Raw genomic sequence first — 25,276 nt, forward strand, 5'->3', positions numbered from 1 at the left:
ATCGCGCATGATCTGAGACAATTCAGACAGCGATCGGGCGCCGGGGGGTGTCTGCCCCAGCGCTCTTCCAGTTGGACAGGGAGACCATTCATGACCTTTTTGCAGAAATTTCTCGGTGGCGCCGCCGCCCTCGCACTGACTGCGGGTGCCGCGCTGGCCGAACCCGCTTTGATGTACGACATGGGCGGCAAATTCGACAAGTCGTTCAACGAGGCTGCCTACAACGGTGCCAAGCGTTGGGCCGATGAGACCGGCAACAGCTACCAGGAAATCGAAGTGACCGCCGAGGCCCAACGGGTCCAGTTCGCGACCCGTCTGGCCGAAGCCGGGTACAACCCGATCGTGGTTCTGGGCTTCCAGAACGCCGCCACGGTGGAAGAAGTTGCGCCGAAGTACCCCGACACCAAGTTCGCCATCATCGACGTGAACTGGCTGGACATCCCGAACCTTCGCCAGATCAGCTTCGCCGAGCATGAGGGCAGCTACCTCGTCGGTATGCTGGCCGCAATGGCATCCAAGTCCGGGACAGTCGGGTTCATCGGCGGCATGGATGTACCGCTCATCCGTCACTTTGCCTGCGGCTACGCCCAAGGCGCAAAGGCGGTAAATCCGGATATCAATATCGTGGCCAACATGACCGGCACAACGCCAGCGGCTTGGAACGACCCGGTGAAGGGCGGCGAATTGACCAAGGCGCAAATCAGCCAGGGTGCTGATGTGGTCTATGCCGCCGCGGGCGGCACGGGCGTGGGTGTTCTTCAAGCCGCGGCCGACGCAAACATCCTGTCGATCGGCGTCGACTCGAACCAGAACTACCTGCACCCGGGCAAGGTTCTGACCTCGATGCTGAAGCGCGTGGACAACGCCGTGTACGATGTTTTCCAGGCTGGCGTCGATGGGTTTGAACCGGGCGTTCACGTCATGGGTCTTGGCAATGATGGCGTCGGATACGCGCTGGACGAAAACAATGCCTCGCTGATCACCGACGAGATGAAGACCGCCGTCGACGATGCGCGCCAGAAGATCATCAATGGCGAGATCGAGGTTGTTGCCTATTATACCAACGACAGTTGCCCGGCGCTCGATTTCTGATGAGCGACACGCGTGACGCGGAGGGGCGGCCGGCATCGGCCGCCCCTGCCATCGAACTCCGCGGGATCTCAAAGGCCTTCGGGCCCGTACAGGCGAACAAGGACATCTCGATCCGCGTTATGCCTGGCACGATCCATGGGATCATTGGCGAAAACGGCGCCGGCAAGTCGACGCTGATGTCGATCCTCTATGGTTTCTACAAGGCCGACGCGGGCCAGATTTTTATTCACGGAAAAGAGACGCAGATTCCCGACAGCCAGGCCGCCATCGCCTCCGGTATCGGGATGGTCTTCCAGCACTTCAAGCTGGTCGAGAATTTCACCGTTCTTGAGAACGTCGTACTTGGCGCCGAAGAAGGCGCCCGCCTCATGCCTTCGCTCAGGAAAGCACGCACACTTCTTACCGAACTGGCAAAAGAATACGAATTGAACGTCGATCCGGACGCGAAGATCGAAGAGATCGGCGTCGGGATGCAGCAGCGGGTCGAGATCCTGAAATCTCTCTACCGCCATGCCGATATCCTGATCCTCGATGAGCCGACCGGTGTTCTGACGCCCGCCGAGGCGGATCACCTGTTCCGAATTCTGCGCGGACTGCGCGACGAGGGGAAGACGATCATCCTGATCACCCACAAGCTGCGCGAGATCATGCACGTCACCGACACGGTCAGCGTGATGCGCCGTGGCGAAATGACCGCCACGGTCAAGACCAAGGACACCAGCCCGGAGCAATTGGCCGAGCTGATGGTGGGACGGAAAGTCTTGCTCCGTGTCGACAAGAAACCTGCGACGCCTTACGCGAAAGTCCTCGAAATCGAGAACCTGCGTGTCAAGGACGAGGACGGAATCGAGCGCTTGAAAGGGATCAGTCTCGAAGTCCGTGGCGGAGAGATCCTCGGCATCGCGGGTGTCAGCGGCAATGGCCAGTCAGAGCTCCTCGAAGTTTTGGGCGGATACCGAAAGGCGAAAGGCACGGTTCGTTTGAACGGAACCGAACTGGACTTGTCCGGCCGGTATTCCGATGGCCAGACACGGCGATCACGTGGGATCGCCCATGTGCCCGAAGACCGGCATCGCGAGGGCCTTATTCTCGACTTCCAGGCATGGGAAAACATGATTTTCGGCTATCACCATGCACCGGAGTACCAGAAGTCGCGTTGGTTCATGGACAATGCAGCGATCCGGCAGGCCACAGCGGACAAGATGGAACGCTTCGACGTTCGCCCTCCGATTCCCTCACTTGCGGCAAAGAACTTCTCGGGCGGCAACCAGCAAAAGATCGTTCTGGCACGCGAAATCGAACGGGATCCCGAACTTCTGCTGGTTGGTCAGCCGACACGCGGCGTCGACATCGGCGCCATCGAGTTTATTCATCAGCAAATCGTGGCACTACGCGACCGCGGCAAGGCAATCCTTCTGGTTTCGGTCGAATTGGATGAAATCCTTTCACTGGCTGATCGAGTGGCCGTCATGTTCGACGGGCAGATCATGGGCGAGCGCATGACGAACCAGACGGACGAAAGAGAACTGGGCATGCTGATGGCCGGGATCACCGATACCGGCCGCGTCAAGGCGCCCAGCTCCACCGGGGGCATGCGCATCGACAATCCGGGACGGGGGGCCTGAGCACATGGAAGTGATGCCAAAGTGGGTCGACGCCGTTCTGATCCCCCTGATCTCGATCATTCTTGCCTTTGCGATCTCCGCGTTGGTCATCCTCGCCATCGGCGAAGACCCGATCAAGGCGATCCGTATCATGGTCGAAGGCACCTTCGGAAACTCGACCGGTGTCGGCTACATGCTGTACTACGCTACGAACTTCATGTTCACCGGCCTAGCGGTCGCTATCGCCTTTCACGCGCGCTTATTCAACATCGGTGGTGAAGGCCAGGCGACGCTCGGCGGCCTCGGAGTAGCGCTAGTCTGCCTTGCTTTGCCGTGGCCGCACTGGACGCTCGCCCTGCCCTTCGCCATCATCGGCGGCGCCCTGTTCGGAGCAGCTTGGGCGTTGATCCCGGCGTATCTTCAGGCCAAGCGGGGCAGCCATATCGTCATCACGACCATCATGTTCAACTTCATCGCTTCGGCATTGATGGTTTACCTCCTGAACGAGGCACTCAAACCGCAAGGATCGATGGACCCCGCCAGCGCACGCTTCGGCGAAGGCGCCATGCTGCCTCGGATGTCGGATATCCTGGGCTTTTTCGGCATACCCTTCTCCTCGGCGGCCCCGGTGAACATCTCGTTCTTCGTCGCGGTCGTGGCTTGCATCCTGTTCTGGCTGCTCATGTGGAAAACGCGGCTCGGTTACGAACTCCGCGCCTTCGGCCACTCCGAAACCGCCGCGCGGTTTGCCGGGATCTCATCGACGAAGATCATCATCATCGCGATGCTGATTTCCGGTGCACTGGCCGGAATGATGGCCATAAACTCGGTCATGGCCGCTAACCGACTGGTGCTGAACTCCGTGGAAGGCGCAGGCTTCATCGGCATCGCGGTGGCTCTGATGGGGCGGTCTCACCCCTTCGGGATCTTCCTCGCCTCGCTATTGTTCGGATTTCTCGTGCAGGGTGGGGCCGAGATCGACTTCTGGACAAGCATCCCGCGCGAACTCATCGTGGTGATCCAGGCCCTCGTAATCCTCTTCACCGGCGCATTGGACAACATGGTGAGAATGCCGCTGGAGCGGCTGTTCCTCATGTTCCGCCGCAAGCGTCCGGAGACCTGAGCCATGGATTTCCTGACACTTCTGCAAATCCTGGACACCACCGTCCGTCTGGCAACCCCGCTGCTCTTCGCGTGCCTTGCAGGCCTGTTTTCCGAACGGGCGGGCATCTTCGATATTGGCCTGGAAGGTAAGATGTTGCTCGCCGCATTCTTCTCCGGCGCTCTGGCGGCAACCAGCGGATCGGTATGGGTTGGACTGCTGGCCGGCGTCGGCGCATCGCTGGCATTGGCAATCATCCATGGGCTCGCTTCCATCACGTTCCGAGGAAACCAACTCATCTCGGGTGTTGCGATCAATTTTCTCGCCGCTGGCCTTTCGGTGTTGATTGCCCAAAGCTGGTTCCAGCAAGGGGGACGCACGCCTTCGCTTTCGGGTAATGCAAGGTTCAATTCGATTGACCTGCCGTTCTCAGAAGCTTTCGCGGACATTCCCTGGTTCGGACCGATATATCGGGAATTGATCTCGGGCCACTCGATCCTTGTCTACGTCGGCTTCCTGGCCGTACCGCTGACCTGGTATGTTCTTTTCCGCACACGCTTCGGGCTGCGCCTGCGCGCGGTTGGCGAAAACCCCGCCGCCGTGGACACGGCCGGTATATCGGTCGTCTGGCTGCGCTATTCCGCTGTCGCCATCTGTGGCGTTCTCTGCGGGCTGGCAGGCGTTTACCTGGCCACCGGACTGCAGGCCGGTTTCGTCAAGGACATGTCGTCGGGACGTGGCTTCATTGCACTCGCGGCGCTGATCTTTGCCAAGTGGCGGCCGTGGTACGCGCTTTGGGCCTGCCTCTTGTTCGGGTTCCTCCAGGCGCTGTCGTTCCGCCCGGACGTGCTGCAATCCGTGGTACAGATCAGCATTCCCAGCCAGCTTCTCGACGCTTTACCTTTCATTCTTACAGTGGTGATCCTCGCCGGTTTTGTCGGCAAGGCGATCCCGCCCCGTGCAGGAGGCGAACCTTACGTAAAGGAGCGCTGAATAGCTGCTGTTCCGATTTGTCGCATCTGGCCTTATGTGCACAGCGTATTTGGCCGTTGAACCGTAACTGCATGCAGGCGTAAGGGAAGCCATGCAGATTTACCTCCCCATTGCCGAGGTTTCGGTCAATGCCTTCCTGCTCTTGGGGCTTGGAGGAATGGTAGGCGTGCTGTCCGGCATGTTCGGTGTCGGTGGCGGCTTCCTGATGACGCCGCTCCTGTTTTTCATCGGAATTCCCCCTGCGGTCGCAGTCGCGACAGAGGCGAACCAGATCGTGGCTTCGTCATTTTCCGGCGTCCTCGCCCATCTGAAGCGACGAACGGTTGATTTGAAAATGGGCACCGTCCTTCTGGTCGGTGGCCTGGTTGGCGCAGCGATAGGCGTTCAGATCTTCAATGCCCTCAAGGCGATGGGACAGGTCGATCTCCTCGTAAAGCTGTCCTACGTGGTGTTCCTGGGCATCATCGGCTCCCTGATGTTCGTCGAAAGCCTGAACGCCATCAGAAAATCGCGCTCCGGAAAGGCGGCACCAACGCGCAAAAAGCATACCTGGCTGCATAACCTGCCATTGAAGATGAAGTTCCGTACCTCGGGACTTTATATCTCGGTGATTCCCCCTGTTCTTGTCGGCGTACTGGTCGGGATCCTGGCAGCAATCATGGGGGTCGGCGGCGGTTTCATCATGGTCCCTGCCATGATCTACCTTCTTGGCATGCCGACCAAGGTGGTGGTGGGAACCTCGCTGTTCCAAATCATATTCGTCACGGCCTTCACCACGCTCCTGCATGCGACAACGAACTTCACCGTGGATGTGGTGCTTGCCGTCTTGCTTCTGGTCGGCGGTGTTATCGGCGCTCAAGTCGGCGCGCGGCTGGGTGCGCGACTGAAGGCCGAACAACTTCGAATACTGCTGGCGATCATGGTGCTGGCAGTCTGCGGCAAGCTGGGGCTGGATCTCCTGCTACAGCCGTCGGAGCTCTATTCCATCGGCGCGGCGGCGGGACATTGATGCTGCGTTTCTTCCTGATAGCATGGCTCGCCGCCTTCCCCGCTCTGGCTGAAGAGGTGGTCGCGGGTCTGTCCCAGACCCGGATTTCGATCTCGACCAATTTCGAGGGCTCCGAGATTCTGATTTTCGGCGCGGTCAAGCGTGAAGACACCATCGTGGAAGAACCGCCCCTTCAGGTTCTGATTACCGTGGAAGGCCCTTCACGCACCGTGTCGGTGCGGCGGAAAGAAAAGCGCTTTGGCATCTGGGTGAACACGGATTCAGTCGAGGTCGACCGCGCGCCGAGTTTCTACGCCGTCGCAACCTCGGGCCCGTGGACCGAGGTAATCACCGACACCGAAGACCTCCGCCACAAGGTTTCCACGCTCCGCGCAATCAGGTCGGTTGGCGCAAAGATACAGGGCAGCGAGGACTTCACCGACGCGCTCATTCGTATCCGTTCAAAGGACGCCCTCTATCAGACGAATATCGGCTCTGTCGAATTGACAGAGCAGACGCTTTTCAGCACCTCGGTGCAGTTGCCAGCGAACCTGACAGAAGGCGACTACAAGACCCGCTTCTTCCTGACCCGGGGAGGTCGGGTCATCGACAGCCATGAAACCGTTATCGCGGTCCAGAAAGTCGGGCTGGAGCGCTTCCTGTTCCGACTGGCTCATGACCAGCCTCTGATCTACGGCCTGATGTCGCTGGCCATTGCCATCGCCGCCGGCTGGGGAGCCTCGGCGGCATTCCGTTTCCTCCGAAACTGAGCCACTCACCCGCGACCGATATACGGCATCTTCGTCGCCATGATGGTCATGAACTGCACGTTGGCATCAAGCGGCAGTTCACACATCTGCACAACGGCATTGGCCACGTGATTCACGTCCATTGTAGGCTCCGACTTCATGGAACCATCGGCCTGCGGCTTGCCCGAGGCCATGGACTCGGTCATTTCCGTCAGCGCGTTGCCAATATCGATCTGTCCGCAGGCGATATCAAAAGCGCGGCCGTCCAGCGACAAGCTCTTCGTCAGACCGGTTACGGCATGCTTGGTTGTCGTGTAGGGAACCGATCTCCAGCGCGGCACATATGCAGACACCGACCCGTTGTTCACGATCCTCCCGCCTTGCGGCAATTGCGTGCGCATTTGCCGAAACGCGGCTCGGGCACAGTTGAACATGCCCGTAAGGTTGACGGCCAGAACGCTGTTCCACGTCTCGTCATCGATCTCGTCGATTGGAACTGCGGCACTGCCGCGACCTGCGTTGTTGAAAAGGGCGTCGATCCGTCCTGTCGTGTCGGCAAAGCTTGCGAACGCAGCTTCGACGGCAGCGGAGTCGGCCACGTCGGCCGGCAAGGCGATGGCACGATCGCGCCCCGCACAGAACGCCTCCAGCTTTTCGGCGCTGCGCGCCATGCAGCCAACTGTCCAACCGGCCTCGAGAAAGGCATTTGCGGTCGCTGCGCCGATACCCTGGCTTGCGCCTGTGATGATGATGCTGCGGGTCATTCGAAATCGTCTCCTGTAAGTTCCAAGGGCGCGGGTGGCGCATCAAGATCACGTATCGTGAGCGGTTCGGTGGGTTTGCCAAGCCGGTAACGGGTCACCCAGTAAAGCCGCTCCTCGGCACGAGTGATTGCAACGTATGCGAGACGTTTCCAGAGGGGAAGTCCGGCCTCGATCCGTCCGGTGCGGCTCGCCGCATAAAGGTCCGGCGCAAAAACCTGAACTTCCGGCCACTGGCTACCTTGAGCCTTGTGGATCGTAACGGCTGCCCCATGCAGGAATGCAGCCCCCATATTAGCCGCAAAAGGAATGAAGGGCTCTTCTTCGTCCGGCATTTCAATCTTCACGATGGACGCGGCCGAAACCTGGGGGTCGGGCGCACCAATGACATGGAGGCGAGAAAACCCGGCCCGTTTGCCGGGCCCCAGATAGATCACCTGCGCACCTTTGATCAAGCCACGCGCCTCAAGGTCCAGGCGCTTCTTGCGATGCTTGAGTGGCAATTCGATTCCGTCGCAGATCAACGGCTCGCCCGGCAGCAGGGCATCGGGCGGCGCATCAAATGCAGCTCGGAACGCCTGGATCAGCCGAATTCGCGTGGCATTCCGCCAGACCAGTACCGGCGACCGCGCCATCATCCCCGCTTCGACCCGGGGCGCCACGACCACGCGATCGTCCTTTGCCGCGTTCTCTTCGATCAGGTTTTCGAATTGCTCGAACGTCAGGCTGTCGTCACCCAGCGCGTGCGCCAGATCAAGAATCGGGCTGTCGAGATCCTGGCGGTGGATGCGGCTGAGTGTCAGCTTCCGCGACGCCGGCAACTCATCGAATACCATCGATCCGGACTGGTTCACCGGTGCAAGCTGTGCGGGATCGCCAAAGAGCAGCAGTGTCGGGAAGATTTCCTGCAGGTCTTCGAACTGCCTTTGATCCAGCATCGAGGCCTCATCGACGAAACCGATGTCAAGCGGCTCCTCCCGTCGTTTCCAGCCAAGGATGAAATCCGAACCCTTCAATCCGGCGGCGGCGAGGGCACCGGGCACGGACCTGGCTTGCTTGAAAAAAGCAAATGCCCGATCCAGCGCGGCATCCGACAGCCCTTCCACCTCCGGGCGGTCGGCATTGCCAACAAGCCACTCCGCGATCTTTTCATACTCGGGGTCGTAAAGCGGCGTGTAGAGAATTCTGTGGATCGTGGTGGCAGGCACGCCCCTGTTGCGAAGGACGCTTGCGGCCTTGTTGGTCGGTGCGAGGATCGCCAGCGTGCGGCGATCTTTCCGACGACGGCTTTCGTACTCTCCAGAGATTGCTTCGACACTTGCCTCGGTCAAGGCTTCCGCAAGGCGTGCGAGCAGCATCGTCTTGCCAGAACCGGCTTTGCCAACCACAGCCAGAACGCCCTGCCCGCCCTCCGTCCGCGGAAGGGTCATACTCTCCTCAATGTCGACGCCTGCTGACCTCATGACCTCGGCAATTCGATCGAAAGCTTCGGCCTGGTCTTCTGAAAACGAGGTGATGGGCAGGGACATGGGCGGACCCTAACCGCAAGGATAAGGTCCGACCAGTGCACACTGTTTTGAAGCGTGATTTTTCCGTCGCTCAGGCTGACTTATGCAGCGCTTGAACCTGCGCCCCGCCCAGCGCCCTGTCATGCCAGAAACGCGATACTTCGTCCGAAACTGCCGCCCGAGCCAAAAGGCGCGGCCGAATGTCGGGTTCAAATGCCCAAAGCCCGACACTGATAGCCTCCCGGCCCTCGCCATCAGTTCCAAGAATGATCGGTCCCCATCCCAGACGGCGATAGACACGGACCATCCGCACATCAAAGACGCCGACGGCATGCGACAAGTGCGCGCTCAGCCCCAGTTCCATCCCACCCAGCATCAACGCCGCAGATACCCGTGGCGACGCATCGACCGAAAGGCAGAAGCGCGTGCACTCCCAAATGAAGGGACTTCGGATCTCGACGCCATCCGTCAGGTTCCGGAAATGGTCATTGACCATGGTTCGGCCTGTCGTCGGAAGAAAGCGCATTGATCCGCCATGGCAACCATCCAGGTTCTCCCAGATCACGTACAGCGGATTGATTTCATCGTATTCATCACGTTCGGAGCCATCTGGATGAACCGTAACCTCCCAGTTCAGACGCGTTCGAAATTGGTATGCCCTGTCGCGGAACATGCTGCTTGCAAGCCGCGGAAATTGGCAAAGTTCGTCTCCATAAAGATATCGCAGCATGGCGACCCTCCGTTTCTTGATGACGGGAGGGGTCGTATCCGGCGTTCGTTAATGATCGCCGATCTGAGCGAACGAACCAGCTTTCATAGGACTAGCAGTCCCGACATTACTGCTCTTGCCACAGCATGGGTGGTGTTGGACGCAGCCAGCTTGAATCGAGCGCTCTCGATGTAGACACGAAGCGTATGTTCGGAAATGGAAAGGTTTTCCGCCGCTTGTGCGCGGTTATAGCCCAACGCCAGCATCGTCAGAGCATCGGTTTCCCTCGGGCTCAGGTTGGGCGCGTCCAGGAAATCGGAACCCCGCTCCAACTCAAGCGCCTTCTGGTTTATGTAATGCGAGATCAGGATCAGGTTCGTCGCATGCTCGGAAGTATAGCGCGACCAAGCATCGTCAGTGCAACGGTCGCTCACGGAGAACAGGGCGAACTGACCTGAAGGGCCGCGTATCGGTATCGAAAAGCCCTGGCTGCCGACACCGCTCTCGATGGCTTCACCCAAGAAGTTTCGGGCAGCCTTGCCGGACCAGTCGAGTTCCTTCCATATCACCGGACGGAACCTGCGATAGCAGGACAGCACGACGGGATCGATGCGGGAATAGTCGCGCTCTGTGTACCGTTCGGCCCATTCAGGCGCATAGGTCAGCGCCGCGTATTGTTCCCCGCTTGATTTGACGGAATGATAAATGACGTGCTCGACGTCCATGATGCCGCGAAGTGAAACGACTACGTCATTGATTTCTGCGAGCGTTCGGGCCCGGTGCAAATTCTCTATGAAATCTTCCAGCATTGCCAATGTCTTGCCCCACCGCGATGGGCGTTGTCCCCTGCATCGACGCGATTTCTGCGGCGGCTACTGCCAAGACCCTGTCAATCTGTGTCCCAGTCAGGTTCAGCCCGTTTTCTTCCGAAAACGTTCTGAGGTCCGCAAGAACGTCGAGCATCCATTCATTCTTCATCGGCACTCTCATTTCCAAAGGTTAACGAAGCATTAATACAACCATAGCACGAGCGCCTGGATGTTCTGAATTCGCCAAATTCAACTCCCCAAAAATAGCGAGGACGTTTTTTCCAATGCGCTGATTTGGCGAATTTCTTGCGGATTTTCCCAAAACAAGCGAAAGCGCCGGACCAATGGCCCGGCGCGAATCGTCTTTTTGGAAACGGATAGTTTCTTATTTGGAAACACTAGCCTCTAAGGTGTCCTCGAAGGTTCTCAACCCGGTGAAGGGTGCCTGAACAAGAACGGCCATGTTGCCGGGCTTGTGTTCGTTCTTTCGCATTTTGATATGCGCCTGCGGAATTTCGTTCCAGGGAAAAACCTCGGACATGCAGGGATCCAGACGGCGGTCGACCATCAGCTTGTTGGCGGCGGCGGCCTGCTTCAAGTGGGCGAAGTGGCTGCCCTGAATGCGCTTCTGATGCATCCAGATATACCGCGCGTCCATCGTAAGGTTATACCCCGTCGTACCAGCGCAAATCACGACCATGCCGCCTTTCTTCACGACGAAAGTCGAGACCGGGAAAGTCGCCTCACCGGGATGCTCGAACACCATGTCGACGTTCACACCCTTGCCGGTGATGTCCCAGATCGCTTTTCCGAACTTGCGCACTTCGGCGAACCATTCCTTGTATTCAGGCGTGTTCACCTTGGGAAGTTGACCCCAGCAGTTGAAGTCCTTGCGGTTGATTACCCCCTTGGCACCCAGTCCCATCACGAAGTCGCGTTTATCCTCTTCCGAGATAACACCGATAGCGTTTGCGCCCGCAGTGTTGATCAGCTGAATTGCATAGGAACCCAACCCGCCCGACGCACCCCAAACTAGAACATTCTGCCCGGGCTTCAGCTCATGGGGATGGTGTCCGAAGAGCATCCTGTATGCCGTGGCCAGGGTCAGCGTGTAGCAAGCGCTCTCTTCCCAGGTCAGATGCTTCGGGCGCGGCATCAATTGCTGCGCCTGAACCGTGGTGAATTGCGCAAAGGAACCGTCCGGCGTCTCGTATCCCCAAATTCGCTGACTGGGCGAGAACATCGGGTCGCCGCCATTGCATTCCTCGTCGTCACCGTCGTCCTGATTGCAATGGATGACGACCTCATCGCCCACCTTCCACCGCGTGACCTTGTCTCCCACGGCCCAGACGATCCCCGAAGCGTCGGAACCGGCAATGTGATAGTCGGCTCCGTGAACATCGAAGGGGCTGATCGGAATGCCAAGGCCGGCCCAGACACCATTATAGTTGACGCCAGCCGCCATCACGAGAACGACCACTTCGTGGCTGTCCGGCTTCTTCACGTCAACGACTTCAAGCTGGAAAGACTGGTCGGGTTCTCCATGGCGTTCGCGCCGGATGGCCCACGCATGCATTTTCTCCGGCAGATGACCCATCGGCGGCATCTCACCTACATCGTACAGCTCCTTCACAGGCGCATTGTAGGTTACGGTTGTCGCATTCGTATCCAAGGCCATCGCTCCCTCCTGTTCGGTGCTGCGGCGCAGAATCGCCGCTGTGCTGCAGAATCAAGTAGAGATGGCCGCGCAACTTTGCAAACAGAAATTTACCATATTTGAAATTTTATGTCTTTCTCGTTTCGCCTTCGCTGCGAAACTCATGGATGCTCTTGCTTCGCAGCGCGCCAATATGCGGTGTCAGGGAATTCGCATAGTAAGACGCGATATCGCGATCAACTATCGAATAACGCCCACCCTCCAGCTTCACGAAACGTCGAAGGACCAGCACATCCAGGGCATGGCCCACGTCCTCGGCCGGAAAATCGGTGTCCGGCAGCACGATCGTACCGCGCGGCATATCGGCGATCATGTCTCGCACGTCTTGAGCGATTTCCTCGACGGTCGCCGGTTCGCCGCGCGTTATCAGGCTTACGAAATAAAGCGGCATGGCCACCACCGGAAGTCCGGCCCGGATTTCATCGAAAAGCACATCGGCAAGGCGGGCAACAGTATCTTCCGGTTCTTCGCTTGCAATGTCGCGCAATGAGACTGGCCTTCCGAACACGACCGCTGCAACACCAAAACGGCCGACCTGCCCCCTGATCCGCCTCCAGACATAGCGCAGTGAAAAGCGAACGCCTTCGGGAACAGTCGCCCGGAACCGACGCTGACCGGAACGGCCGGCCGCAACAAGGATCCGATCCTCGACCACGCGATCGTAGTTCAGCGAAACGGGAACGAAGACGACATCGCGGCCCTCGTGGCGCCATCCTTCGACGATGTAGCTGAGAATGCCGAGTTTCGGCTCACCCACTAATCCGTCCCTCGACAAGCCGCCCTCTGGGAAGACGGCTTGAGCCACACCCGCTTCCGTAGCCTTCTGGACATAGCTGGACAGCACCTTGCGATAGAGCGCGCCTCTGGAACGGCGACGGATGAAATAGGCGCCCATGGCACGGATCAGTCGCGACATCGGCCAAACCCGTGCCCACTCTCCCACCGCGTAGGACAATGCCGAATGATCCGCCGCCAGGTAGGTGACCAGAACATAGTCGAAATTCGAGCGATGGTTCATGACGAACACGACGGTTGCGTCTGGATCGATGTCCCGAAGCGCCGCCTCATCGATCCTGTGCAACCGCACGTCGAACAGCTTGGTCGCCAACCACCGCGCCAGACGGATGGCTACGCCGTAGTAGGCCATGGCGCTGAAACTGGGAACGATCTCCCGGGCATAGTGCCTTGCCTTCTGAAAAGCCACATCTTCGCGGACATCGTGGCTTTCCGCATAAGTACCGACCGCCCGCACGACATCCGGATCATAAATGACCCGCTGGATCATGTCCTGGCGACGCAGGAGCTTGAAGGGCTGGATCGGGCGCTCAAGCCGCTTGTTGAGCTCGGCAACGATCCTCTCGGCGCGGCGCCGGAAAAACCAGCGGACTGATGGAAACAGGAAATGCGTCGATGCCGTGACCGCGGCAAAGAGCAGGATGAGGATGAAAAGCCAAAGAGGCAGGCTGACGGTCGAATTCATCCGGCGAAAGTGGTGAAATTTCGCGCAGTTCGCAATAGGTCTGTCGCGTCGGATCCCGGTTCTGTCCACCAGCGAAGGCGGGAGAGCAACAGCACTGACCGCGACGCTCATCTCATCGAAGTAAAGGCATTTATCGCCGCAATGCAGCGAATTGACAGGCATACAAAATGTCTGTATCCCGCTTTTCTACGAAAGATTATTACCCAGTGAAACGGAAGCCGCCCAATGCCCGCACCCAAAGATCGCCCCTGGCTTTTCAGGACCTATGCCGGTCATTCCACCGCCAATGCGTCGAATGCGCTCTATCGGGGAAATCTCGCCAAGGGACAGACGGGTCTTTCGGTGGCCTTCGACTTGCCGACGCAGACTGGCTATGACAGCGACCACCGGCTCGCGCGCGGCGAGGTCGGAAAGGTCGGCGTTCCGGTCGCGCATCTGGGCGACATGCGCACGCTCTTCGCGGACATCCCGCTCGATCAGATGAACACCTCGATGACGATCAACGCAACGGCGCCCTGGCTGCTGGCGCTTTATATCGCCGTTGCCGAGGAACAGGGCGCGGATGTTTCGAAACTTCAAGGCACAGTACAAAACGATATCATTAAGGAATACCTGTCTCGGGGCACGTATGTCTGTCCGCCCCGCCCCTCGCTTCGCATGATTACCGATGTGGCGGCCTATACGCGCGCGCATCTGCCCAAGTGGAACCCGATGAACGTTTGTTCCTATCACCTGCAAGAGGCAGGCGCGACGCCAGAGCAGGAGTTGGCCTATGCACTGGCCACCGCACAGGCGGTACTGGACGACCTGAAAGGCAAGGTGGACGACGAGCATTTTCCCGAAATGGTCGGTCGGATCAGCTTCTTCGTAAATGCAGGCATCCGGTTCGTCACCGAGATGTGCAAGATGCGCGCCTTCACCGAGCTTTGGGACGAGATCTGCCGGGAACGTTATGGCGTCGAGGAGGAGAAGTTCCGCCGCTTCCGATACGGAGTTCAGGTGAACTCGCTCGGCCTGACCGAGCAGCAGCCGGAAAACAACGTCTATCGCATCCTTCTGGAAATGCTTGCGGTCACACTCTCGAAAAACGCCCGCGCCAGAGCCGTTCAACTCCCCGCATGGAACGAGGCTCTTGGCCTGCCCCGCCCATGGGATCAGCAATGGTCGCTTCGGATGCAGCAGATCGTGGCCTATGAAACCGATCTGCTCGAATACGGCGACCTGTTCGACGGTAATCCCGTAGTGACGAAGAAGGTTGAAAACCTGAAAGACGGCGCCCGAGCCGAACTGGCCCATATCGACGCGATGGGCGGTGCGGTCGAGGCGATCGAGTACATGAAGTCACGCCTTGTCGAGGCGAACGCAGAGCGGATCGGGCGGATCGAGTCCGGTGAAACCGTCGTCGTCGGGGTCAACAAGTTCGAAACGGGGGAGCCCTCGCCCCTGACCTCGGGTCCCGAGGCGATCATGGTCGCGGACGCGGATGCGGAAGCTGACCAGGTGGCGCGTCTCGTCGCGTGGAGGGAGGCACGCGACGAGACCGCCGTCAACACGGCTCTGGAGGATCTGCGCAGGGCCTGCGCCGAAGGCAGAAATGTCATGGAGCCTTCTCTGGCGGCGGCCCGTGCGGGTGCCACGACCGGCGAATGGGGTGACGTGGTTCGCGGTGTATTCGGCCAGTACCGTGCTCCGACCGGTGTCGCCCGCGCACCATCGAACCGCACCGAAGGACTGGACGAGATCCGCTCCGCCGTGGACGCGGTGTCTGCAAAACTGGGCGAGCGATTGAAATTTCTTGTTGGAAAGCCGGGACTTGACGGCCACTCGAACGGCGCGGAGCAGATCGCCTCGCGCGCCCGCGACGCCGGCATGGACATCACCTACGAAGGTATCCGCCTCACCCCGTCCGAGATCGTGGCAGCCGCGAAAGACACCGGCGCGCATGTCGTGGGCCTGTCGATCCTGTCGGGCAGCCATTTGCCGCTGATCGAAGAAACACTGGCCGAGATGAACTCTTCGGGCCTGGGCGAAGTCCCCCTGATCGTCGGCGGGATCATCCCCGAGGACGACGCCAAGAGGCTCCTGGCCATGGGTGTGGCGCGGGTATACACACCCAAGGATTTCGAACTGAACCGGATCATGTTCGACATCGTGGCCCTTGCCGATCCGGCGGCGGTTGCGGCGGAATAGCACGCGCCTATAGTAAGGCAGTCTTCAGGGAGTGCCTCCATGACCATCCATATCGGCGCCGATCCCGGCGATATCGCGGAAACCGTTCTGATGCCGGGCGATCCCTATCGCGCGAGATGGGCAGCGGAGACGTTTCTCGACGGTGCCCGGCTTGTGAACGAGGTGCGCGGGATGCTGGGTTTCACGGGGACGTGGAAGGGGCACCGCGTGACGATTCAGGGCTCGGGCATGGGGATGCCGTCCCTGTCGATCTACGCCAATGAGTTGATAAAAGACTATGGATGCCAGACACTTATACGCATCGGATCCTGCGGGGGCATGCAGGACGAGGTGAAGGTGCGCGACGTGATCCTGGCCATGACCGCCTCGACCATCTCGACCCCTTCGAGCGGCATCTTCCGCGAACTGAACTTCGCCCCTTCAGCGGACTGGGGACTTCTGAATTCGGCGGCCGACGCGGCCCTTCGCAAGGGCGTTCCGGTTCATGTCGGCGGCATCTATTCCTCGGACGTCTTTTACGACGAACGTCCTGATCTCAATGAACAAATGACGCGCCATGGAATCCTTGGCGTCGAGATGGAAGCCGCGGAACTCTATATCCTCGCCGCCCGTTACAGGCGCCGGGCGCTGGCGGTTCTGACGGTTTCGGACCACCTGATCACGCACGAAGCCCTGCCCTCGGACCAGCGGGAAAAGAGCTTCGGCGACATGGTCGAGATCGCGCTGGAAGCGGCATTCGCCCCGGGCTGATCACACGGTCGGCAATGCGTATGCAAAGCGTCGGCAAAACGTATGGCATTCGTTTGCTTGCAACGGGTTAGCGTTTATGGCCGCCACCTCTCTTGCGACCGGTCAGGTACCGCCACGCCGGCCGGGCATCAAGCGCTGCCACGGCGAAGCCAACCGGGATCATCCAGAACCCCAGTATTGGCAGAAATCCCACAACGCCGCCCGCCATCAGGACCAGTCCGATTGGCAGACGAAAGCCGGGCGGCACGTACTTCCGTGTCTTGTGGCGAACGTGGGCGGTCGTCTTGATCAGTCTCTTCTTGACTTCGGGCGGCATCGGGTCTGGCATCCTTCCTTCTGTCTATATCGTGTCTCGCCAGCCTTCCCACAACGGGGTCTCCATGGATGATATTCGGGTTCAGCACGGCGCCGCCGAGTTCACGGACTGGGAGGCGCTTCACCGGCTCCTGACACGTGCCTTCGCCGGCATGGAAGGACGGATCGATCCTCCCTCGTCGCTGCACCGGATGGACCCACATTTGCTGCGGGAAAAGGCGGCGCACGAAAGCCTTGTAGTGGCGTACCGGGCGGGACGGCTGGTCGGATGCGGGTTCGGCGCGAAGGAGAGCGACATGCTTTATCTGTCCAAACTCGCGGTCGACCCTGACCTTCACCGCAGGGGTATCTTGCGGCGCATGGTTATGCTGTTCGAAGAGGAGGCGCGACGGCGCGCGCTTGCCGGGCTGGTTCTCCAGACACGGGTCGAACTGACCGAGAACCATGCCACGTTCCGCGCGCTTGGCTTCGAGATATCCGCTGAGACCGCTCATCCGGGCTATGACCGCCCGACGAGCTATACATTCCGCAAGATGATCTGAACCGGATGCACCCGCCCGGAGGGAAAGGCCGGGCGGGTGCGGGACGTGTCAGGCGCTGGGCTCTGACACAGGGGGAACGGATGGCCTGCGGAAGAAAGACCAGTTCCTGCCGGTCCGCTCGGGCCCTTGCCATGTCTCGTTCCGCGTCAGCCACATGGTGAGCGCAAGGGCGACGAAAGCCAGCGTGGAACCCGCCAGAAGGGCATAGTCGGCGCTGCGAAGGATCAGGAACAGAACACCATAGACGGCAATCAGAACGCCGCTCAGCAACCATGTCTGTCGCCCGAGTTTCAGAGCCGTCGCGCCGAAGACGGTCAGAAGGCCGATCGTCGCGGCCGACGCGACCAGATAGGCCGCGCCGAAGCCGATCTGTTCGGCATAGGCGACCATCAGCAGGACAAACACTGATTGAGCCAGACCCACCATCAGGTACTGGACAGGATGCGCCGGACGTTCGCTGGCGCGCTCCAGCATCAGGATCGTGAGGAAGGTCAATGAGATGAAGAGGACGCCATAGCGGGCCGACCGCCACGCCTTCTGATAGAAATCGTTGGGCGTGATGAACCGCACCCCCATGCTGGCCTGCTCCCGTGCTGTCATGTCCGGATAGCTCCGCGACATTTGCGGCAGCGACCGGGCAAGGTGCGGGACGATCCATGTCGCCTGGAACCCCGCCTCGGATACCGAGGAATCGTCCGGCAGAAACGCACCGTAGAAGCTGGGATCGGGCCAGTCGCTGTTCAGCGTAAACCGGGTGGTGCGACCCGTGGCGGCGGCGGCAAGCGTCTGCGCGCCGTTGATGCCCAGTCGCAGGGAGTACCCGGTAATGTCACGCGGATCGCCGACCCTGGCCGTGATGCCGGTCTGCTCCTCTCTGCCCGAGGAAATGGGTTCCAGCCTCAGCATCCGTCCGTCAGCCTGAAGCACGGCCTCGCCGCGCAGTGCCTTGTTGCTGGACAGAAAGACCCGCAGACTGGCGTCCTCCCAATGCGCCTCTTCCTTGCCGGTCAGCAATTCCTCGGCCTCGGAAAGATCGAAGTCGAAGGTCATGTCGATATCGGCGGTATACACCGGCACCTCGAACAGCCCGCGATAGCGCGTCTGGGTCTCGGTCGTCATGGCAAGGTCAAAGGTCTCGGCGTAGAGATAGATGGGGTTGCGGTCTTCGGTGACCGTCTCTTCGTAATGCTCGTAGATCGCGTTGCCCTTGTCGTCGCGCAGGGTCAGGCCGGTCAGTGCATCGACGGCTTCGCGGCGGCGGTCATAGGTGACCTCCTCGGTGACGGGGATGGTCAGAAGCGGTCCGCTGAACAACTGTGCCCCGCCCCATTCGGCGGACAGCGTGGCAACGGTTTCGCGGCTGTAGTCGGCGCGGTCCTGCACCACACCGCTTACAAGGCTCAAAGGCAGGGACATCAGGAGCGCGAGAGCGCCGACCATGATGAACCGAAGACCGGCGGATCGTGACATGGAAATTCCTTTGCATTCTGTGTGCTACCGACTTCGACACCTGGCAGCACAAGGCCGCAGAATGCATCGCGCGTCCGTGAAGTGCTTGGGGACGAGGCGTGCAGGCAGCTCAGGAAGCTCTCAGGATTTGCGCAGACAATCCTTGGGGGTGCCGCCGCCGGTGGTAGTCCGCGCGCCGCAGGTCGCACAGACCCAGTCTCCCGCCGCCCGGTCCTGACGCCATCGGCAATCGCGCGTCAGCGTGGTGAATCGCCAGCGCCACCAGCCATAGGCAAGGACGCCAAGCAGAAGAATGACAAGGAGCGGAGCCATGCGGGCTTAATGCCGCTCCAGCACCTCGACGGCAAGCACCGTGGGCAGGTGGCGCGCGATCTCTACCCATGTCTCGCCTTCGTCGGTCGAGGCAAAGACCGAACCCGAATTCGTGCCGAAATAGATGCCTGCCGGGTCCGCGCTGTCTCCCGCCATGGCCTGGCGCAGAACCGTGAAGAAGCAGTTCTCCTGCGGCAGGCCGGCCCGCTTGGCCTGCCAGCTTGTACCTCCGTCGCTGGATTTCCACACCGCCGCCGCCGCGTCCGGTGGGTAACGGCCTGCCATGTCGCTGTTCAGCGGCAGTGTCCAGATCGTGTCCGCATCGCGGGGATGGACCCGGATCGGGAAACCGAAGGTCGAGGGCAGACCCTCGGTGATGTCGTCCCAGCTGCGACCGCCGTCGGACGAACGCCAGACGCCGTGATGGTTCTGCTGGTAAAGGATGTCGGCTCCGCCCGGTGCGCGCATCATGTTGTGTACGCAATGCCCTGTCTCGCCGTTGCGCGGCGCGGCGGGATGGTGATGGTGTCCGCAGGCCTCGGCATTGGACAGCCGGTTGCGCCGCTCCCAGGTTTCGCCGCCGTCCTCGGTGGCAAAGACGCCTGCGGCCGAGATACCGGCCCACATCTTTTTCGGGTCTTTCGGATCGCTGACCAGCGTGTGCAGCACAAGGCCCGCCGCGCCGCCGTTCCAGCTGTCACGGGTCGGGTGGCTGGTCAGACCCCCAACCTGTTCGAAGGTTCGGCCACCGTCGGTACTCTTCAGGAGATTCGCCTGCTTGGTGCCCGCGTAGAGCGCGCCGTGGGCGAAGTGCAGCGACCAGACCTGCGGGAAGGCATCGGCGAAAGGCGGGTTACCGGGTTCCCAGCCGATCATTTCGGCGAACTCCGGATCGTTCGCGGCCCAGTCGTCCATCTGCCCCTTTGTCAGCTTGGAAAGCTCCCACGTCGCGCCGCCATCCTCGGAGCGCCACACCCCGGCGCCCGACCAGTCTCCTCCCCCGCCAGCCCAGATCGTCCCGGTCGCCGGATCTCCGACCGCATGGTTGATCGGCCAGAGATCGCAATGCGGGCCCGTGGTTGTCCACGACATGCGATCGTCGGAGGACAGGACGAAAAGGCCCTTTGTGGTGCCGATCAGAATGGAAACGGACATGGCGCGACCCCGCTGATTAGGCGACAGCCTACCACAGACCAGCGAGTCGCGCAGGAAATCTGCTGACAGCGCGGACCGACTTTAGACGATCCGTTCGACCATCATCTTCTTGATCTCGGCAATCGCCTTCGCCGGGTTCAGTCCCTTGGGGCAGGTCTTGGCGCAGTTCATGATGGTATGGCAGCGATAGAGCTTGAACGGATCTTCAAGCTCATCCAGACGCTCGCCGGTCGCCTCGTCGCGTGAATCGATGATCCAGCGATAGGCGTGCAACAGCGCGGCCGGTCCAAGGTAGCGATCACCGTTCCACCAGTAGGACGGACAGGAAGTGGAGCAGGACGCGCACATCACGCATTCATAGAGACCATCCAGCTTCTTGCGGTCTTCGATCGACTGCTTCCATTCCTTGGCGGGCCGGTTCGTCTTTGTTTCCAGCCACGGCATGATCGAGGCGTGCTGTGCGTAGAAATGCGTCAGGTCGGGGATCAGATCCTTGATCACCGGCATATGCGGCAGGGGATAGATCTTGATGTCGCCCTTGATCTCGTCGGTTCCGTAGATGCACGCCAGCGTGTTGATCCCGTCGATGTTCATCGCGCAGGAACCGCAGATCCCCTCGCGGCAGGAGCGGCGGAAGGTCAGTGTCGGGTCGATCTCGTTCTTGATCTTGATGAGCACGTCCAGAACCATCGGACCGCAGGTGTCCATGTCTACGAAATAGGTGTCGACACGGGGGTTTTCGCCATCGTCCGGGCTCCAGCGGTAGATCTGAACCTTACGCGTGTTGGTCGCGCCCGCGGGCTTGGGCCAGGTCTTGCCCGTGCGGATCGTCGAGTTCTTGGGAAGGGTGAACTGAACCATGGTTCTCTCCTTTCAGAGCCGCGTCAGAAGGGCGGGCAGCCCTTCGCGAGCAAGGCATTCAATGGTTGCGGGGCGCGAGACGACATCGGAGACGATCTCGACCGTGTTGGCAGTGGGCCCCGTGACCGCATCGGCGGCCAGGGCAAGAAGTTCGCTCGACGATGCGTTGTCGATCACGCAATCGGTGGCGGGCTCCAGAGGAATGCCGGGGAAGCGCTGTTCGAGAACCGGGCGGACAGCCGTACGCGCGGCGTCGCGCGTCAACTCGTCCTGCATCTGCGGCGTGCATGCGGCCAACATGGCAACGAGCATTGATGCGGCAACGATGCGAAGCGTCAACTTCATGCCAACCCCACTTTCTGCAGCAATCGTTGTACGGGACCGGCGACGCGCATACGGCGCTCATAGGCCCGCATCTTCGCTTCGACCACGGCCGTCCCGTCAGACAAGGCGCCATCCCCAGAGAAGATGATCGTAGGCGTTCTGTTGAAGACCTCGACCGGCACATAGCCCAACGGCTGTATCAGCGACAGGAAGGAGCTGTACTCGTCCAACGAGGCGAGTTCGGCGGCGATCAGGGGCTTGTCGCGCTCCAGCATCCGAAGCGCGCCTCGAATGACCTGGTCCTGGAAACCCTCGACATCGATCTTGATCACTTTGACCGACTGGTCGAGATCGGCGCACAGAGCATCCAGCGTCGTCGCGGGCACCGTTGCCCCCGAGCCTTCACCGACCTTGTACATCCCGTGGTTCCCTGGGCTGTCCAACGTCATCACGACTTCGCCCTCGTGGTCGTCCAGCGCTTTCCGAACAACCTCGACGGTGCCTCCCAGACCGTTCAGGTCTATCACGCGTTCGAGAATCCGGAAATTCCGCTCCACCGGTTCGACGGCCAGCGTGCGCAGGCCCATGACGCCTGCGAAAAACAGCGTATGATTGCCGATGTTCGCACCGCAATCGACGGCCACCCCCGGCGCAGAGACCTTGCCCGCAAGGTAACGGAGCAAACCGTCCTCGTAGAAAGTGCCCCCCGACTTGATCTTGCCGTGCACATGGTCTCGATCCTGCGGCTCGGGAAACACGAACCGACGATCGTCGAACGCGATCTGGAACGTGCCGGATGTCATTCCAGCACCAGCGGCCGCACCGGCCCCTGCCCCGTCTTCTGGCGCACGCAGGTCTCGTAGACTTCGTAGGGATCGCGCCCTTGCAGATAGTCGGAGGTAATGCCGATCTCGAAGCTGCCCCGGGCATCGCCATCGGAGGTGATTCCAATGCCGATCTCGCCGGTCGGGCCTGTCGCCGCGCGCGCCCGCTCCTCGCAAATCCGGGCGGCCCTCTCCGGGGACATGGGTCCGCAGGCCGCTGCAAGAAGAAAAAGGACGGGCGCAAGCCGTTTCATGAGGGCAACTCGATATTGCTGTTGCGCACACAGGTGACAGTCTCGGGCTTTGACAGAATGGCCGCCGTCGCTTCCTCGGCCAGCTTTCCGCCAAGAGACAGCGCCGCAAGCTGGTCCTCGGTGGCGTTTTTGCGGACGCAACTCGCCAGGCCTTCGACATCGACGCCCGGAAATTCCTGGGCGACCACCTGGCGGGCTTCACTTTCGGCCGCCTGACTGGTCGGATCCGCGGTCCCGCCCGCGGCACATGCCGCGAGGACACCGCAGGACAGTAATGCCAAAGCCCGTCTCATATATAGATCACCACGTTGTTGACACTGAAGCAGCGCGCCGTCCCTTCGCGGTTCAGAACCTGTTGCAGAACCGCTGGCGCCGCCGCGCTTTCGCTTTGGATGATCGCCCATTCCTCCTCCGAGGCGTTTGCGCGGATACAGGCCAGCGCCACAGGATTGTCGATGCGCGATTCAAGCGCCGCGTCCCGGGCCGCCGAGTTCTGCTGTCCGATCCGTGCCGTGCGGTCGCTGGCGATGTCGCTGCCGCAGGCGGCGACGACAAGCAATGCGGGCAGAAGACTGACGCGATTCATCAATAGACCCTTGCCTTCGGAGCGATCTTCTTCAGATCGATACCACCCTGCTCCTCCGTCGTCAGCGGGTCGAGGTGAACCGGCCGATAGCTGAGCGAGACCTTGCCGTCGACATGCGCAAGAGTGTGCTTGCGCCAGTCGGCGTCGTTGCGGTCGGGATAGTCCTCGTGGGCATGGGCGCCGCGCGACTCCTTCCGCGCCTCGGCGCTGACGATGGTCGCCAGCGCGTTGGGCATCAGGTTCGCCAGTTCCAGAGTCTCCATCAGGTCCGAGTTCCAGATCAGCGATCGGTCGGTGACCTTGATGTCGTCCATCTTGGCGGCGACGCTGTACATCTTCTCGACACCTTCGGCCAGTGTCTTGTCGGTGCGGAAGACAGCGGCGTCGGCCTGCATGGTCTTCTGCATTTCAAGCCGCAACTCGGCTGTCGGCACGTTGCCCTTTGCATGGCGCAGCCCGTCGAACCGATCGAGCGCCTTGTCGATCGACGCCTTGTTCAACGTCGGATTGGACGCGTTGGGATCCACGACCTCGGCCGCTTTGATCGCCGCTGCGCGGCCGAACACGACAAGGTCGATCAGGCTGTTCGAGCCAAGCCGGTTGGCGCCATGCACAGAGGCGCAGCCCGCTTCGCCTACTGCCATTAGGCCTGGCGCAATTCGGTCGGGGTCGTCTTGGGTGGGGTTCAGGACCTCTCCCCAATAGTTGGTGGGGATGCCGCCCATGTTGTAATGCACGGTCGGCAGAACCGGGATCGGCTCCTTCGTCAGGTCGACGCCCGCGAAGATGCGCGCCGATTCCGAGATGCCGGGCAAGCGCAGCGCCAGCGTCTCGGGCGGCAGGTGGTTCAGGTGCAGGTGGATGTGGTCGCCATCGGCGCCGACGCCCCTGCCCTCGCGGATTTCCATCGTCATGCAGCGCGAGACGACATCGCGGGAGGCGAGGTCCTTGTAGGTGGGGGCATAGCGCTCCATGAAGCGTTCGCCCTCGGAGTTGGTCAGGTACCCGCCTTCGCCCCGCGCGCCTTCGGTGATCAGGCAGCCCGAGCCGTAGATGCCGGTGGGGTGGAACTGGACGAACTCCATGTCCTGAAGCGGAAGACCAGCACGCGCCACCATGCCGCCGCCGTCGCCGGTGCAGGTGTGGGCGGAGGTGGCCGAGAAATAAGCGCGGCCATAGCCGCCCGTGGCCAGAACTGTCATCTTGGCGTTGAAGACATGCATCGAGCCGTCGTCGAGACACCAGGCCAGAACGCCCTGGCAGGAGCCATCCTCGGCCATGATCAGATCGATGGCGAAGTATTCGATGTAGAACTCGGCATTGTTCTTAAGCGACTGGCCATAGAGCGTATGCAGGATCGCGTGGCCCGTGCGGTCCGCGGCGGCACAAGTGCGCTGAACCGGGGGGCCCTCGCCGAACTCGGTGGTGTGGCCGCCGAAGGGACGCTGATAGATCTTGCCCTCTTCGGTGCGCGAGAACGGAACGCCGTAATGCTCCAGCTCGTAGACCGCCTTTGGCGCCTCACGGGCGAGGTATTCCATCGCATCGGTGTCGCCCAGCCAGTCGGAGCCCTTCACCGTGTCGTACATGTGCCACTGCCAGTGGTCCGGCCCCATGTTCGACAGCGAGGCCGCGATGCCGCCCTGCGCCGCCACGGTGTGCGAGCGCGTGGGGAACACCTTGGTGATGCAGGCCGTCTTCAGCCCCTGTTCCGCCATGCCGAGGGTCGCGCGCAGGCCCGAGCCTCCGGCGCCCACGACGATGCAGTCATATTCGTGTGTTTCGTAGTCGTATGCAGCCATGGGGTCCTCAGAGAGCGATCTTGGCGATGGCGAACAGGCCGGTGGCGGCCGCGCCATAGGAAAGGCAGGTGGTCAGAACAATGAGCGCTTCGCGGGTGAAGCCGTGGGCATAGTCCTCGATCACCATCTTGATGCCGTTCTTGAAGTGCATGAAGCCAACGGCGATCATCAGCGCCGCGACGATGGCCGGGAACGGTCGCGAGAAATAAGCCACGACAACATCGTGCGGTTGGCCCAGCATCTTGCCGAACATAAAGACGAAAAAGGGAAGCAGGATGATCAGCCCTACAGAAGACTGGGTCATCCACCAGTGGCGCCGCGTGCCTTCGCGGGCGGACCCGTGGCCGGTGGCGCGCTTGAGGTCGGTCAGATAGGACAT

The 25,276-nt window shown here is 60.7% G+C and carries 27 protein-coding genes; 9 read left to right on the forward strand and 18 right to left on the reverse strand.

Translation table 11 applies throughout. The features are described 5' to 3' along the window. Window positions 1-90: 90 nt before the first annotated feature. The 6 genes from ACKLNI_RS18060 to ACKLNI_RS18085 all read left to right on the forward strand — a co-directional run bounded on the left by ACKLNI_RS18060 (window position 91) and on the right by ACKLNI_RS18085 (window position 6,549). Window positions 91-1,092, forward strand: a complete 1,002-nt coding sequence (locus tag ACKLNI_RS18060; RefSeq protein ID WP_413720494.1) for a BMP family lipoprotein — start codon at window positions 91-93, stop codon at window positions 1,090-1,092. Beyond that, window positions 1,092-2,717 (forward strand): ABC transporter ATP-binding protein, encoded by a 1,626-nt coding sequence (locus ACKLNI_RS18065; RefSeq protein WP_413720495.1) that lies wholly within the window; start codon window positions 1,092-1,094, stop codon window positions 2,715-2,717. Before ACKLNI_RS18060 ends, ACKLNI_RS18065 begins: the two co-directional genes overlap by 1 nt. A 4-nt stretch (window positions 2,718-2,721) precedes the next feature. Next, window positions 2,722-3,819 (forward strand): ABC transporter permease, encoded by a 1,098-nt coding sequence (locus ACKLNI_RS18070; RefSeq protein WP_413720496.1) that lies wholly within the window; start codon window positions 2,722-2,724, stop codon window positions 3,817-3,819. Window positions 3,820-3,822: 3 nt separating this feature from the next. Beyond that, the gene (locus tag ACKLNI_RS18075; protein WP_413720497.1) at window positions 3,823-4,791 is read left to right on the forward strand and encodes an ABC transporter permease; all 969 of its coding nucleotides are present in this window, start codon (window positions 3,823-3,825) and stop codon (window positions 4,789-4,791) included. 91 nt (window positions 4,792-4,882) lie between these two features. After that, window positions 4,883-5,800 (forward strand): sulfite exporter TauE/SafE family protein, encoded by a 918-nt coding sequence (locus ACKLNI_RS18080; RefSeq protein ID WP_413720498.1) that lies wholly within the window; start codon window positions 4,883-4,885, stop codon window positions 5,798-5,800. Beyond that, window positions 5,800-6,549 (forward strand): TIGR02186 family protein, encoded by a 750-nt coding sequence (locus tag ACKLNI_RS18085; RefSeq protein ID WP_413720499.1) that lies wholly within the window; start codon window positions 5,800-5,802, stop codon window positions 6,547-6,549. The genes ACKLNI_RS18080 and ACKLNI_RS18085 overlap by 1 nt, the downstream gene beginning before the upstream one ends. Before the next feature lie 5 nt (window positions 6,550-6,554). On the opposite strand, the gene ACKLNI_RS18090 is transcribed toward ACKLNI_RS18085, so the two are convergent. The 6 genes from ACKLNI_RS18090 to ACKLNI_RS18115 all read right to left on the reverse strand — a co-directional run bounded on the left by ACKLNI_RS18090 (window position 6,555) and on the right by ACKLNI_RS18115 (window position 13,512). Next, window positions 6,555-7,292, reverse strand: a complete 738-nt coding sequence (locus ACKLNI_RS18090; protein ID WP_413720500.1) for an SDR family oxidoreductase — start codon at window positions 7,290-7,292, stop codon at window positions 6,555-6,557. Further along, window positions 7,289-8,818, reverse strand: a complete 1,530-nt coding sequence (locus ACKLNI_RS18095; protein ID WP_413720501.1) for an ATP-dependent DNA helicase — start codon at window positions 8,816-8,818, stop codon at window positions 7,289-7,291. Before ACKLNI_RS18095 ends, ACKLNI_RS18090 begins: the two co-directional genes overlap by 4 nt. A gap of 70 nt (window positions 8,819-8,888) precedes the next feature. Then, window positions 8,889-9,527, reverse strand: coding sequence for an acyl-homoserine-lactone synthase (locus tag ACKLNI_RS18100; protein ID WP_413720502.1), 639 nt, complete (start codon window positions 9,525-9,527; stop codon window positions 8,889-8,891). Window positions 9,528-9,610: 83 nt separating this feature from the next. Then, window positions 9,611-10,315 (reverse strand): helix-turn-helix transcriptional regulator, encoded by a 705-nt coding sequence (locus ACKLNI_RS18105; protein WP_413720503.1) that lies wholly within the window; start codon window positions 10,313-10,315, stop codon window positions 9,611-9,613. Window positions 10,316-10,700: 385 nt separating this feature from the next. Then, on the reverse strand, window positions 10,701-11,993 hold the full coding sequence (gene ccrA / locus ACKLNI_RS18110) for a crotonyl-CoA carboxylase/reductase (protein WP_413720504.1): 1,293 nt from the start codon (window positions 11,991-11,993) through the stop codon (window positions 10,701-10,703). Window positions 11,994-12,099: 106 nt separating this feature from the next. Beyond that, window positions 12,100-13,512 carry a 1-acyl-sn-glycerol-3-phosphate acyltransferase gene (locus ACKLNI_RS18115; protein ID WP_413720505.1) on the reverse strand — a complete coding sequence of 471 codons (1,413 nt, stop codon included), beginning with the start codon at window positions 13,510-13,512 and terminating at the stop codon, window positions 12,100-12,102. 225 nt (window positions 13,513-13,737) lie between these two features. Here ACKLNI_RS18115 and ACKLNI_RS18120 point away from each other — a divergent pair, with 225 nt between their 5' ends. Both ACKLNI_RS18120 and deoD read left to right on the forward strand, forming a co-directional pair. Further along, on the forward strand, window positions 13,738-15,702 hold the full coding sequence (locus ACKLNI_RS18120; protein ID WP_413720506.1) for a methylmalonyl-CoA mutase family protein: 1,965 nt from the start codon (window positions 13,738-13,740) through the stop codon (window positions 15,700-15,702). 39 nt (window positions 15,703-15,741) lie between these two features. After that, a complete protein-coding gene (gene deoD, locus ACKLNI_RS18125) occupies window positions 15,742-16,452 on the forward strand; it encodes a purine-nucleoside phosphorylase (RefSeq protein WP_413720507.1) in 711 nt (236 codons plus the stop codon). A gap of 67 nt (window positions 16,453-16,519) precedes the next feature. Here the strand turns inward: deoD and ACKLNI_RS18130 are convergent, their stop codons facing one another. Next, window positions 16,520-16,780, reverse strand: coding sequence for a hypothetical protein (locus tag ACKLNI_RS18130; protein WP_413720508.1), 261 nt, complete (start codon window positions 16,778-16,780; stop codon window positions 16,520-16,522). Window positions 16,781-16,832: 52 nt separating this feature from the next. On the opposite strand from ACKLNI_RS18130, the gene ACKLNI_RS18135 reads away from it, so the two are divergent. Beyond that, window positions 16,833-17,309: a GNAT family N-acetyltransferase gene (locus tag ACKLNI_RS18135; RefSeq protein WP_413720509.1), complete on the forward strand. Its 477-nt coding sequence runs from the start codon at window positions 16,833-16,835 to the stop codon at window positions 17,307-17,309. Between the two features lie 48 nt (window positions 17,310-17,357). On the opposite strand, the gene creD is transcribed toward ACKLNI_RS18135, so the two are convergent. From creD to sdhD, 11 genes are all read right to left on the reverse strand, one after another. Further along, window positions 17,358-18,779 carry a cell envelope integrity protein CreD gene (gene creD, locus ACKLNI_RS18140; RefSeq protein ID WP_413720510.1) on the reverse strand — a complete coding sequence of 474 codons (1,422 nt, stop codon included), beginning with the start codon at window positions 18,777-18,779 and terminating at the stop codon, window positions 17,358-17,360. A gap of 120 nt (window positions 18,780-18,899) precedes the next feature. Next, window positions 18,900-19,091, reverse strand: a complete 192-nt coding sequence (locus ACKLNI_RS18145) for a hypothetical protein (RefSeq protein WP_413720511.1) — start codon at window positions 19,089-19,091, stop codon at window positions 18,900-18,902. 6 nt (window positions 19,092-19,097) lie between these two features. After that, on the reverse strand, window positions 19,098-20,246 hold the full coding sequence (locus ACKLNI_RS18150) for a WD40/YVTN/BNR-like repeat-containing protein (protein ID WP_413720512.1): 1,149 nt from the start codon (window positions 20,244-20,246) through the stop codon (window positions 19,098-19,100). A gap of 81 nt (window positions 20,247-20,327) precedes the next feature. Further along, window positions 20,328-21,107, reverse strand: coding sequence for a succinate dehydrogenase iron-sulfur subunit (locus ACKLNI_RS18155; protein ID WP_413720513.1), 780 nt, complete (start codon window positions 21,105-21,107; stop codon window positions 20,328-20,330). Window positions 21,108-21,119: 12 nt separating this feature from the next. After that, window positions 21,120-21,452, reverse strand: a complete 333-nt coding sequence (locus ACKLNI_RS18160) for a hypothetical protein (RefSeq protein WP_413720514.1) — start codon at window positions 21,450-21,452, stop codon at window positions 21,120-21,122. Beyond that, window positions 21,449-22,234, reverse strand: a complete 786-nt coding sequence (locus tag ACKLNI_RS18165; RefSeq protein ID WP_413720515.1) for an FkbM family methyltransferase — start codon at window positions 22,232-22,234, stop codon at window positions 21,449-21,451. The genes ACKLNI_RS18160 and ACKLNI_RS18165 overlap by 4 nt, the downstream gene beginning before the upstream one ends. Beyond that, window positions 22,231-22,509, reverse strand: coding sequence for a hypothetical protein (locus tag ACKLNI_RS18170; RefSeq protein WP_413720516.1), 279 nt, complete (start codon window positions 22,507-22,509; stop codon window positions 22,231-22,233). The genes ACKLNI_RS18165 and ACKLNI_RS18170 overlap by 4 nt, the downstream gene beginning before the upstream one ends. Continuing rightward, on the reverse strand, window positions 22,506-22,802 hold the full coding sequence (locus ACKLNI_RS18175) for a hypothetical protein (protein WP_413720517.1): 297 nt from the start codon (window positions 22,800-22,802) through the stop codon (window positions 22,506-22,508). The genes ACKLNI_RS18170 and ACKLNI_RS18175 overlap by 4 nt, the downstream gene beginning before the upstream one ends. After that, on the reverse strand, window positions 22,799-23,095 hold the full coding sequence (locus tag ACKLNI_RS18180; protein ID WP_413720518.1) for a hypothetical protein: 297 nt from the start codon (window positions 23,093-23,095) through the stop codon (window positions 22,799-22,801). Before ACKLNI_RS18180 ends, ACKLNI_RS18175 begins: the two co-directional genes overlap by 4 nt. After that, on the reverse strand, window positions 23,095-24,897 hold the full coding sequence (gene sdhA, locus ACKLNI_RS18185) for a succinate dehydrogenase flavoprotein subunit (RefSeq protein WP_413720519.1): 1,803 nt from the start codon (window positions 24,895-24,897) through the stop codon (window positions 23,095-23,097). Before sdhA ends, ACKLNI_RS18180 begins: the two co-directional genes overlap by 1 nt. 7 nt (window positions 24,898-24,904) lie before the next feature. Then, complete coding sequence (gene sdhD / locus ACKLNI_RS18190) at window positions 24,905-25,276, reverse strand: succinate dehydrogenase, hydrophobic membrane anchor protein (protein ID WP_413720520.1); 372 nt, start codon at window positions 25,274-25,276, stop codon at window positions 24,905-24,907.

Origin of the sequence: Silicimonas lutimaris (genome assembly GCF_047314965.1) — a bacterium.
GTDB lineage: Bacteria > Pseudomonadota > Alphaproteobacteria > Rhodobacterales > Rhodobacteraceae > JAVJUV01.